General features: G+C 40.5%; 9 protein-coding genes. 1 reads left to right on the top strand and 8 read right to left on the bottom strand.

The genetic code is table 11. The annotated features are described in order from the left end of the window. Positions 1–43 precede the first annotated feature (43 nt). The 8 genes from tolA to BMW38_RS06065 all read right to left on the bottom strand — a co-directional run bounded on the left by tolA (position 44) and on the right by BMW38_RS06065 (position 7888). Entirely contained in the window at positions 44–1507 is a 1464-nt protein-coding gene (gene tolA / locus BMW38_RS06100) for a cell envelope integrity protein TolA (protein WP_092706561.1), read from the bottom strand. A gap of 3 nt (positions 1508–1510) precedes the next feature. Then, positions 1511–1963, bottom strand: coding sequence for a protein TolR (gene tolR / locus BMW38_RS06095; RefSeq protein WP_003650231.1), 453 nt, complete (start codon positions 1961–1963; stop codon positions 1511–1513). Continuing rightward, a complete protein-coding gene (tolQ, locus tag BMW38_RS06090) occupies positions 1963–2661 on the bottom strand; it encodes a protein TolQ (protein ID WP_003650232.1) in 699 nt (232 codons plus the stop codon). Before tolQ ends, tolR begins: the two co-directional genes overlap by 1 nt. A 23-nt stretch (positions 2662–2684) precedes the next feature. Further along, on the bottom strand, positions 2685–3092 hold the full coding sequence (gene ybgC, locus BMW38_RS06085; RefSeq protein WP_004643695.1) for a tol-pal system-associated acyl-CoA thioesterase: 408 nt from the start codon (positions 3090–3092) through the stop codon (positions 2685–2687). 210 nt (positions 3093–3302) lie between these two features. Continuing rightward, entirely contained in the window at positions 3303–4637 is a 1335-nt protein-coding gene (locus tag BMW38_RS06080) for a M20 family metallopeptidase (RefSeq protein ID WP_092706559.1), read from the bottom strand. 205 nt (positions 4638–4842) lie between these two features. Next, positions 4843–5847: a Holliday junction branch migration DNA helicase RuvB gene (gene ruvB, locus BMW38_RS06075; RefSeq protein WP_004643694.1), complete on the bottom strand. Its 1005-nt coding sequence runs from the start codon at positions 5845–5847 to the stop codon at positions 4843–4845. A 7-nt stretch (positions 5848–5854) separates the two neighbouring features. Beyond that, positions 5855–6454, bottom strand: coding sequence for a Holliday junction branch migration protein RuvA (gene ruvA, locus BMW38_RS06070; protein WP_092706557.1), 600 nt, complete (start codon positions 6452–6454; stop codon positions 5855–5857). A gap of 93 nt (positions 6455–6547) precedes the next feature. Beyond that, positions 6548–7888, bottom strand: a complete 1341-nt coding sequence (locus tag BMW38_RS06065) for a deoxyguanosinetriphosphate triphosphohydrolase (protein WP_003650236.1) — start codon at positions 7886–7888, stop codon at positions 6548–6550. A 309-nt stretch (positions 7889–8197) separates the two neighbouring features. Here BMW38_RS06065 and purL point away from each other — a divergent pair, with 309 nt between their 5' ends. Continuing rightward, positions 8198–12031 carry a phosphoribosylformylglycinamidine synthase gene (purL, locus tag BMW38_RS06060; protein WP_092706555.1) on the top strand — a complete coding sequence of 1278 codons (3834 nt, stop codon included), beginning with the start codon at positions 8198–8200 and terminating at the stop codon, positions 12029–12031. Positions 12032–12089 lie beyond the last annotated feature (58 nt).

Below are 12089 nucleotides of genomic sequence, written 5' to 3'. Positions count from 1 at the left end.
GTTACATGCCTTAAACTATTTAAAGCATGTAACTCTTTCAAAATTATTGCGCTCTAAATGTAGAGTTAACACTTCTTGCTTCGCGCCTTGCATCTGGGTCTGATGGCATAGGATATGGCGCAGAGGCTTGAATTGCTGCCTTAATACTTGCATCTAAAGCATCATCTCCGCTTGAACGCGTGATTACAATTGAATTGACACTTCCCGAATCTGAGAGGGTAAAACGAACACTAACTGTTTTACCACTACTGCCTGTCGGAACATCCCAAGAGCGTCGAATTTTTTGCTCAAAATCACGTCTAGCTGAAGAAGCAACTTTTTTAGCCTCAGCTTTCTTTTGAGCTGCCTCTTCTTGTGCTTTTTGAGCAGATGCAGCTTTTGCTTCAGCCTCTGCTTCAGCTTTACGTTTAGCATCGTCAGCAGCTTTTTGTTGTTTGGCTTTTGCATCTGCTTCGGCTTTGCGTTTAGCGTCGTCATTGGCTTTTTGCTGTTTAGCTTTTGCATCGGCATCAGCTTTACGTTTAGCATCTTCATTGGCTTTTTGCTGTTTAGCTTTAGCATCTGCTTCGGCTTTGCGCTTAGCGTCGTCATTGGCTTTTTGCTGTTTGGCTTTTGCATCGGCGTCAGCTTTACGTTTAGCATCTTCATTTGCTTTTTGCTGCTTAGCTTTGGCATCGGCGTCAGCTTTACGCTTAGCATCTTCATTTAATTTTTGCTGCTTAGCTTTTGCATCAGTCTCAGCTTTACGTTTAGCATCGTCATTAGCCTTTTGCTGTTTAGCTTTAGCATCATTTTCAGCTTTACGTTTAGCGTCGTCATTAGCTTTTTGCTGCTTGGCTCTTGCCTCAGCGTCAGCTTTACGTTTAGCTTGTTGCTGAGCTAAAAGTTTAGCGTTCTCAGACTTTTGAGCCTCACGTTTCAGCTTTGCATCGGTCTCAGCTTTACGCTTAGCCTCTTCAGCGACTTTTTGTCTAGCCTTAGCATCTGCTTCAGCTTTCGCACTTTGTTCGGCTTTGCGTTTTTGTTCAGCTTCCGCTCTTGCTTTAGCTTCAGTTTGACGTTTAGCTTCAGCCTGCTGCTTTTGTGCTTCCTCTACACGTTGCTGCTCTGTTGCTTGTTTAGCTTTCGCCGCTTCCTCAGCCTTGCGTTTTTGTTCAGCTAATTTTGCTTGTTGTGCCTGTTCAGCTTTTTGCTTTTCAGCAGCGAGCTGCTGTGCAGTCGGAGGAGGGGGCGCTGCTGGAAGATTTTGAGGAAGAGTTTCATCCACAATAGGGCTTAACACCTCTTTTGCTTCATTTGTAGCAGTTGTCTCTTGTTCAATTTCTTTCGCTAAAGGCGGGGGTAAATCTTCTGGCTTAACTAAAATAGTTGTTAGCTTTTTTGGCTGTTCAGGTGGTTTACTCAAGCCTAAAAAAAGCAAGCCAACAATGGCAATTGCATGAACTCCAATTGTAAAGCTCAATGCAATCGCATTTTGTTTAAAGTGTGGCTTTTGATTTTTATTCATAGCTTATTTTAAAGGCTCTGTCAGAAGGCCAACTTGAGTTAAACCTGCTTCTTGTAAACTTGCCATCAGTGATACGACCTCTCCATAAGGACGAGACTTATCACCATTGACTAAAACTGTGAGTTGTTTATTTTCTTGTTCAGCTTGTTTTTGAGCATCGCTTAAAACTTCTTCAAGTTTTTCACGAGATAATGGCTCACTATCTTTGTAATCTTCATACTGAAGATAAATATTGCCATCTTTACCAATCGTTACCATGGCTGGCATATCTTTTGATTCGATTGGATGGTTATTTGCTTGAGGTAAATCGACTTTAATACCACTGGTAATCATGGGAGCAGTCACCATGAAAATAACCAAAAGTACGAGCATAACGTCAATATAGGGTACGACGTTCATATCACTTTTTAGTGGTTTTTTTATGCGCTCAAAGCGCCCTGAACGCTGAATTGCCATTATGCATCTTCCTGTGATGAACCCACAGACTGACGTTGCAATAAAGCAATCATCTCTTCAGCAAATAAAGCACGATCAGAGTAAACACTTTCGCTTTTAGATGTGAAATGGTTAAAAGCCAATACAGCAGGAATTGCAGCGAATAAACCAATTGCAGTTGCAATAAGTGCTTCGGCAATACCCGGTGCAACAGTTGCCAGAGTAACTTGATCAACAGCGGCTAAACCGATAAAGGCATTCATAATGCCCCAAACAGTACCGAATAGACCGATATAAGGAGCTACAGAACCGATACTTGCTAAACTACCTAAGCCATATTCTAGGTGGCTCTGATCACGACTCAAACCTACACGTAAAATACGTTCAGTTCCTTCGATCGTTTGTGAAACAGGGGCCTGACGTTTTTTAAGTTTAAAAAATTCACTCAACCCTTGATAAAAAATATCTTCAAGACCTGAGCGTTTTGAGTTGAGTTGAGCATTGTTGTAAAGCGTATTGAGTTCAGCACCTGACCAGAACATTTTCTGGAAATGTTCATCTTCTTGATGTGCTTTTTTATAACTCATATGTAACTTGGCAATCAGATACCAACTAAAGATTGATGCTAATAATAAAATTAGCATGACCAACTGAACGACTGGACTTGCCTGTAAAATAAGGTCAGAAATATGCAGGGTTGATTCAATGTTTGTTGCCATAGTTACATATGCCGGTTGTTTTTTTAGTCTTGTTCCAATTCTTTACGAATAAGATCACGTATTTCTTCTGGAAGACGACGAGCTATCAGTTCTTTACTTAAACATGCCAACTCAACCTCGCCAGAAGCAAGCAAGATTTCACCACGATAAATATTTTGTTGCAACACAAATGACGCAGCTTTACATGAAACTACACGTGCTGTAACAGTAATTAAATCATCCATTAAAATAGGACGCATGTATTTTACGTCAATTTTGTGTACGACAAAGTTGTAGTCTTTTTGATGCCAGTAATGATCAACGCCAGAAGCACGGAGCCATTCAGTACGGGTGCGTTCCATATAGCGAATGTGGTTGGCATGGTAAACAATACCACCTGCGTCCGTATCTTCAATATAAACACGAATGTTGAATTCAAAATGATTCGCCATGAGAGGATTCCGTTTTAGTTCACTATAGAGCTTTGCATTTAAAATATGACTGCTGAATAAAACATCAATTTTATTCGAAGCCACGTATATGCTTTAAATACGGGGCAGTTTAGCAGATTGCATACTAAGTCCTATGGCACAACCTTTCAATTGCGATTGCTGTATTTCTAGTCTAAAAACGGTACATCTTATGGCTAGCATGCTTTTAAATTATGACGGTTTCCACGTGGTTTGAACTTGTTTTGATATATTCGGATAATCTAATACGAACCTTATATGTAACTCGGTCCCTATTTTTAAGGCCTTGTCATCTACAATAAAATAAGGATTATGATTGGGTGCAGCCTGACTTAAGTCCTGATTTTCTGGAGTAGCGCCTAAGAAAACAAAGAATGAAGGCATCAATTTGCCATAATATGCAAAATCTTCACTTGCACTCGCATTATGATCTAAAATATGTAGTTTTGAATCTCTAGCAACTTTGGCTAAAGTTGGCTGAATAAGTTGAGTAAGGGTTTTATCATTCATGGTCACTGGTGCATAAGGTGCAATTTCAACTTTAGCAGTTACATCATTGGCTTGAGCGTTATGCTCTATCATGACTGGTAAACTTTTTAAGATATTCGCCCGTATCTTTTCGTTATTAGAGCGAATGGTCCCGATCATATTGACTTGTTCAGGAATAATATTTCCTGCTGTACCACCTTGAATATTGCCGATACTGACTACACCCATACCTTCAGTCAGATCTGTTCTTCGGCTAATAAGACTTTGTAAATTATTAATCATCAGTGCAGATGCATAAATTGGATCTTTGCCTAACCATGGGGTAGAGCCATGGACCTGTTTGCCATTGACCTGAATACGTAAGTGATCTGCACTATTTAAAATGGCCCCATCTTTATAGTAAAGATGACCACTTTTCATGCCTGCCATGACATGCATGCCAAAAATAGCTTCTGGCTTATACTCTTTAAATGCGCCGTCTGCGATCATTTTTCTAGAACCGATTTGATCGCCATGAGTAAAGTTATCTATATCGGCACCACCTTCTTCAGCAGGTTGGAAAAGAAAAACAACTGTGCCCGATATTTTATCTTTATTAGTAGCTAGAATTTTTGCTGCGCCTAATAACATCGCAGTGTGTGCATCATGTCCACAAGCATGCATCACATAAGTTTCTTTGCCTTGATAAATTGCTTTTTGTTTACTTGCAAAGGGTAGGCCGCTTTTTTCTTCCATCGGCAGAGCATCCATATCAGCTCTAAGTGCGATGATAGGGCCGGGTTTTTCGCCTTTTAAAATGCCGATTACACCAGTTTTTGCATAACCAGTTTTGACCTGAACGCCATAAGATTTCAATTCTTTTTGAACAAGGGCAGATGTTTTAAACTCCATATTGCCGAGTTCAGGATGTTGGTGAATGTTCTGTCTTAGCTGAATAATCTGATTTTCATTTTGTTGAGCAGCATCGTTGACCCAATCTGCTAGGCTTAGCTGACTCATGAGGGCGAGTGGCAAAAGTAAAGCGGCTTTCTTATACATGTCCTTATCCTAAAAAATATTATTGTTCATAAGATTTAATATCTTGATTTCTTATAATTCAGTTTTTAAAAATATTAAAAAATCAATAAGGTATAAAGAAAGACTTAAAAGGTATCGAGTCTCTAATTGATTGATAAGATAATTATTATTTTAGTTAAATAGAATAGTTAAATTAAAAAAGGAAGAGAAAATTCTCTTCCTTTGGTTAATTTTTAGGCTCAGGTGGCGTTAGCCCAAACTGTAAATAAGATTGATTGGTTGCAATACGGCCTCGAGCAGTACGCATGACATAACCTTGTTGAATCAAATAAGGTTCAAGAACGTCTTCAAGAGTGCCGCTATCTTCAGCCATTGCTGCTGCTAGCGCTTCAACTCCGGCAGGACCACCATCAAAGCGCTCTAGTAGCATGCTCAAATAACGTCGGTCTAGGGTGTCTAAGCCCGCCTTATCAACATTGAGCATATCAAGAGCACGTTGCGCCATGTCATGGGTTACTTCACCTGTACCTTTCACTTGTGCATAGTCACGCACACGTCGTAATAGACGATTGGCAATACGAGGTGTTCCACGTGCACGGCGTGCAACTTCTTCTGCACCCTCAACTGTAATTGGCACATTCATTAAGTTTGCAGAGCGCGACACAATATGAGTTAGGTCTTCTACAGAGTAAAACTCAAGACGTTGCACAATACCGAAACGGTCACGTAGAGGAGAGGTAAGCAAGCCCGCGCGTGTTGTAGCCGCGACAAGTGTAAAAGGTGGTAAATCCAGTTTGATTGAGCGAGCAGCAGGGCCTTCACCAATCATGATATCCAGTTGGTAATCTTCCATCGCTGGATAGAGAATTTCTTCAATAACTGGAGAAAGACGGTGAATTTCGTCAATGAACAAGACATCGCCTTCTTCAAGGTTTGTAAGCATTGCAGCTAAGTCGCCCGCACGCTCCAAAACTGGCCCCGAAGTAGATTTAAGATTACCGCCCATTTCACGCGCAATAATGTTGGCAAGTGTGGTTTTACCCAAACCGGGTGGACCAAAAATCAGCGTGTGATCGAGTGCTTCACCACGACCGCGAGCAGCGCCAATGAAAATTTCCATTTGTTCGCGTACTACAGGTTGCCCAATATAGTCGGCAAGTGAAGTTGGTCGAATCGCCCGATCAAAATGATCTTCTGGTTTTTCTGCTCCACTGATTAAACGGTCTTGCATAATTGTTTTACTTCATCATTGATTTTAGAGCAGCGCGAATAATATCCGCTGATTCGGTGTAATCGGCTTTAACAGCAGCAACAGCTTTTTGTGCCTCAAGGGGCTTGTAACCTAAAGATTGCAAAGCTGCTTCTGCTTCTGCCACAGGTGAGTTTGCAGCAAACTGAATTTGAGGCAGGGTAGCCGAAGAAGAAGTTCCTTGAGCCAATGTTTTGAAACGATCACGAAGTTCAATCATTAAACGTTCAGCAGTTTTTTTGCCAACACCCGGAACTTTGACCAACGTGTTGATATCGTCATGTTCAATCGTGTGCACAAGTAACTCAACACTTAACGTCGATAGAATCCCTAATGCCATTTTCGGGCCGACACCATTTACTTTTAATAAGGTGCGGAAAATTATTTTTTCTTGAGCATCACTGAAACCGTAAAGCTGTTGAGCATCTTCACGGACAACCAAATGCGTCCATAACGTAACTTTTTGGCCTTTTTGTAATTGGCAAAATGTTGAAAGTGGCGTATCAATTTCATAACCCACACCATTTACATTCAGTAAGACAGTAGGGGCTTCCAGGGCAAACACTTCGCCAATTAAACATCCGATCATAGAGTAGTTTCACTTATTCATAACTGTAAATCTGGTCGTTCTAACATTCATTGAAAACGACACAGGTTTTATTTATTTCTATATCAAGCCAGCTTAAAACAAGCCAATTTTATTACCTTGTAACTCTTGAGCCAAGCTATATGCCTGATGATCTGAGAACTTACTGATAATATCGAGTACTTGCATAATATTACTGTAGTGATTATTGCTAAAGTTAGCACCATACAGATTAAGGATAGACATTAAACGTTGTTCTTTAAAGCTCAAAGATTTATGTGGTGTGGTCAAAGGTACAAATGCATCCAAAATAGTCTGTAAACTTTGATGCGCAATAATTTCTAAACCAGACTTTTGTGGATGTTCAAAAATTTTGTCGCGTGCCAGATTCTTGGCTGTTTCGATACCAATTGCAATATCGGGTGAGCAATATTGTAAAAGGTTGCCTTTAAGCTGACCTGTAATAATTTCATAATGATGTTTAGCAAAAGCTGTAGTAACTTCATCCACAAGCCGTTTCATAACACGACCACGTAATGCTGAAATTTTTTGTTGCCACGTACTGTCTGGGTGTGACAATTCTTCAGGCTGACCATAATCGGCAATGAGGTTTAAGAAAATTGGTTCAACTTCTTGGTAACTCAGCATATTTAAGATAATGCCATCTTCTAAGTCAATTAAGGCATAGCAAATGTCATCAGCGGCTTCTAACAAGTAAGTCAGTGGGTGACGACAATAATGATATTCACCTAACTGAATAAGCCCGAGTTGTTCAGCAATCTGTTTTAAAATTTCTTTTTCAGACTGATAACAACCAAACTTTGCTCGCTGATGGGAAGGGCGATCACCTTGTGAAGCAATGGTTTTTGAAAGCCATGGATACTTTAAATAAGCCCCTAAGGTTGCATAGGTTAAGCGCATCCCGCCATCATTTGGATGATAATCAATGCGACTTAATAAACGTAATCCTTGGGCATTACCTTCAAACTGACGAACATCAGCTTCTTCTTCGGGGCTTAGTTTCTTCAAAAAATCATCATGTGATGCATCATCGAACCATTCGCGAATTGCATATTCACCTGCATGCCCAAAAGGTGGGTTACCAATATCATGAGCCAGACAAGCTGCTTGAATAATTGCCCCGACATCGGCAGGAGAAATCCAGACGGGTAATTCATTTTTTATTTTTTCTGCTGCGAGCATGCCCATTGAGCGGCCAATACAGGAAACTTCAAGTGAGTGAGTTAAACGGGTATGAATGCCATCATGTTGTGCGAGTGGATGAACTTGCGTCTTACGGTTTAGCTGACGAAAACTTTGAGAAAATATAATGCGGTCATAATCTTTATGGAATGGGCTACGAGCCAGTTCTGTACTGCTTTTTTTACTACCTAAACGAACTGCAGAAAGCAGCTCTAACCAACGCATTTGTTCCATTTATCATTATTCAAAACTGTAAAACCTGATCATGCCAAAAAAAAGTTAAAAGCACTAGCTTGGTGCGACATAGTTTGTCTTAGTTCAGGTTTTATTATGTTATTGAATAAACATGAAACAATTTATTTTTAGTTAGAATGCCTAAAAAAATGATTTTGAACAAAAAACTAATCACTTCTTGCAGAATTAGGTTACAGAATACTGATTCTACATCTAGCTGATTTTAGCAAGAAGCAGTAGAATATGCGCTCTCTCTAAAGTCACATTGCGGTAAGGTTCACAAGACCTGCCCGTGGAGCCAAAATCAACATGTTTATCGTGGCCGGTGCAGCAGCACATTCTTCTTTTAAGAAAGCTCAACTATTAACACGTTTATCGTCAATTAGTTCTGTTCAATCTTTTGACAGCCAATGGGTCTATTTGTTTGATCAAGCGCTCAACGAGCAGCAACATCAATCTGCTTTGCAATTATTGAATGACGGTGAGTCTTTTGAACTTCGTCAATCTGCAAGTGATGAGATTCAGATTTTAGTTACACCACGTGTGGGTACTATTTCACCTTGGTCTTCTAAAGCAACTGATATTTTCAAAAACTGTAATACGCCAGTACATCGTTTAGAACGTGGTCTTTTATTTACGTTAAAAGGTGTTTCTGAACTTTCTAATGAAGTTAAACAAGTACTTCATGACCGTATGACAGAAACAGTTTTTGCTCAAATTGATGATGCAAAAGCATTATTTTCAGAAACGGCACCAAAACCATTAAATTCAATTGATATCTTAGGTCAAGGCAAAGAAGCTTTGGTTAAGGCAAATAATGAGTTCGGTTTTGCGTTATCTGAACAAGAAATTGATTACCTAACTGAAGCATTCGGTAAGCTGGGTCGTAATCCAAATGACATCGAGTTAATGATGTTTGCACAGGCAAACTCTGAGCACTGTCGTCATAAAATCTTTGGATCTGAATGGACAATTGATGGTGAAAAACAACCATTATCATTGTTCCAGATGATTAAAAACACTTATAAAGAATCTCCAACTGATGTGTTATCTGCTTATAAAGATAACGCTTCAGTGATTGTGGGTTATGACACGATGCGTTTTTATCCGAAAGCGGATGAAAATGGTCACTTCGTTTATAAATATAAGAGCCAAGCTGCTCATATTTTAATGAAGGTTGAAACTCACAACCACCCAACAGCAATTTCTCCATTTGCTGGTGCTGCAACTGGTTCAGGCGGTGAAATTCGTGATGAAGGTGCAACAGGTCGTGGTGGTAAACCAAAAGCGGGTTTAACAGGTTTTACAGTTTCGAACTTAAACATTCCTGGTTTTGAACAACCTTGGGAAGAAAACTACGGTAAACCTTCACGTATGGCATCGCCATTACAAATCATGATTGAAGGTCCATTAGGTGGCGCGGCATTCAACAATGAATTCGGTCGTCCTGCATTAAATGGTTATTTCCGTACTTTCGAACAGAATGTAAATGGTGAAGTGAAAGGCTTCCACAAGCCAATTATGATTGCTGGTGGTTACGGTAATATCCGTCCTGACCATGTAGAAAAAGATGCGATTCAACCAGGTGATTTACTCATTGTATTGGGTGGCCCTGCAATGTTAATCGGTCTTGGTGGCGGTGCAGCATCTTCTGTAGATAGCGGTACAATGGGTGAAAGCCTTGACTTCGCTTCTGTACAACGTGAAAACCCAGAAATGGAACGCCGTTGTCAAGAAGTGATCGATACTTGCTGGCGTTTAGAAGACTTCAACCCAATCGTTTCTGTACACGACGTTGGTGCTGGTGGTCTATCAAATGCTATGCCTGAACTTGTAAATGATCATGAGTTAGGTGCTGTACTTAATCTTCGTAAGATTCCTTCATTAGAGCCGGGCATGAGCCCAATGGAAATCTGGTCAAATGAAGCACAAGAACGTTATGTTCTCGCAATTCGCCCAGAATCTTTGGATCAGTTCGAAGCAATCTGTGCGCGTGAACGTTGTCCATTTGCTGTGTTAGGTGAAGCAACAGAAGCGCGTCATTTAACAGTTGAAGATCCATTGTTCCAAAACGATGCTGTTGATATCCCAATGCAAGTAATGCTTGGTGGTACACCACGTATGCAACGTTCTTATGAAACTATTGAACGTAGTGGCGATGAGTTCGATGCTTCAAAAGTTGATTTGAAAGATGCGATTTTCCGCGTATTGAAAAACCCTACAGTTGCGTCTAAATCATTCTTGATTACCATTGGTGACCGTTCAATTACAGGTATGGTTGCACGTGACCAAATGGTTGGTCGTTGGCAGGTTCCTGTTGCAGATGCAGCAGTAACAACAACAAGTTTGCAAGGTTTCACTGGTGAAGCAATGGCAATGGGCGAACGTCCACCAGTTGCATTGTTAAATCCAGCGGCATCTGCTCGTTTAGCAGTTGCTGAAGCAATTACCAATATTGCATGTGCGAACATTGAACAAATTAGTGATATCAAACTTTCTGCAAACTGGATGGCTGCTGCTGGTCAAAAAGGCGAAGACCAAGCATTGTTTGAAGGCGTGAAAGCAATTGGTATGGAAATGTGTCCTGCTTTGGGAATTGCGATTCCAGTAGGTAAAGACTCACTTTCAATGCGCACAACTTGGAATGACGACGGTGAAGATAAGGCCGTAACTTCTCCAATGACAGGTGTAATCACTGCGTTTGCTCCAGTGACAGATGTTCGTAAGACCTTAACACCTGAACTTAAAAATTTAGAAGATTCAGTACTTGTACGTATTGATTTATCTAAAGGTCAGTTCCGTTTAGGTGGTTCGATTCTTGCGCAAGTATATAAAGCAATCGGTTCAATCACTCCTGACGTTGATAGTTTTGATGATTTCAAAGCGTTCTTTGCTTTAATCCAAGACTGGAACAACCGTGGCTTGATTCAGGCTTATCATGACATCGGTGATGGTGGTTTATTAGCCTCTGTAGCTGAAATGATGTTTGCTGCGCGTTTAGGTGTTGCATTAGAAGACCAAACTCAAGCAAGTTTGTTTGCAGAAGAAATTGGTGCAGTACTTCAAATCAAAGCAACTGATTGGGAAGCTTTACAAGCAGAAATCGCTGCTTCTAGCTTGAAAGATGCAATTGCTGTAGTTGGTCGTGTAAATAACTCAGATCAATTATCTGTAAATGGTTTAACTCTAGATCGTGCTGAATTACAACAAGCTTGGTCTGAGGTATCTCATCAGATCCAACGTCTACGTGATAATGTAGAAACTGCTGATCAGGAATTTTCATTAATTACTGATAATGCACATCAAGGTTTGATTGCTAAACCAACATTCGATTTGAATGAACCTGTTGAAGCACCGTTTATCAACACACGTCGCCCAAATATGGCAATCTTACGTGAACAAGGTGTAAATGGTCATATTGAAATGGCAGCAGCCTTTGATAAGGTTGGTTTCAATACTGTTGATGTGCACATGAGCGATTTACTTGCTGGTCGTGTTAGCCTAAGTGATTTTGAAGGTTTGGTGACTTGTGGTGGTTTCTCTTACGGTGACGTAATGGGCGCTGGCGGTGGCTGGGCAAAATCAGTTCTGTTCAACGCTAAATTACGTGATCAGTTTGAACAATTCTTCCATCGCGACGAAACGTTCAGCTTAGGTATCTGTAATGGTTGCCAAATGTTGTCACAATTAGCGCCACTTATTCCAGGTGCTGAACACTGGCCACGTTTCCACCGCAATATGTCAGAAGTTTTTGAAGCTCGTAGCGTAAACGTTCGTGTTGAAAAATCTGTTTCTGTATTACTTGATGGTATGGAAGGTTCAATCTTACCGATTGCTGTTGCACATGGTGAAGGTCGTGCTGTTGCAAGTGAAAGTGCTCTTGCTGGTTTAAATACTGGTAACCAAGTGGCATTGCGCTATGTTGACAGCCTTGGTAACCCAACTCAGCACTATCCATTGAACCCAAATGGTTCACCTGAAGCGATTACTGGTGTGACTTCTAAAGATGGTCGTGCAACGATTATGATGCCACACCCAGAACGTACTTTCCGTGCGCTTCAACATTCTTGGAAACCAGAAGAGTGGACTGAAGACGGTGCATGGTTGCGTATGTTCCGAAATGCGCGTAAGTTTATTGGTTAATGTAAAGATTGAAATAAGCCACCGTAAGGTGGCTTATTTATGTGTACTAGAATATTAA

This window comes from Acinetobacter sp. yr461, from assembly GCF_900110445.1.
Taxonomy (GTDB): Bacteria; Pseudomonadota; Gammaproteobacteria; order Pseudomonadales; family Moraxellaceae; genus Acinetobacter; species Acinetobacter calcoaceticus.
Note: the sequence above shows the minus strand (reverse complement) of the source record. Positions and strands in the feature narration are given on the sequence as shown.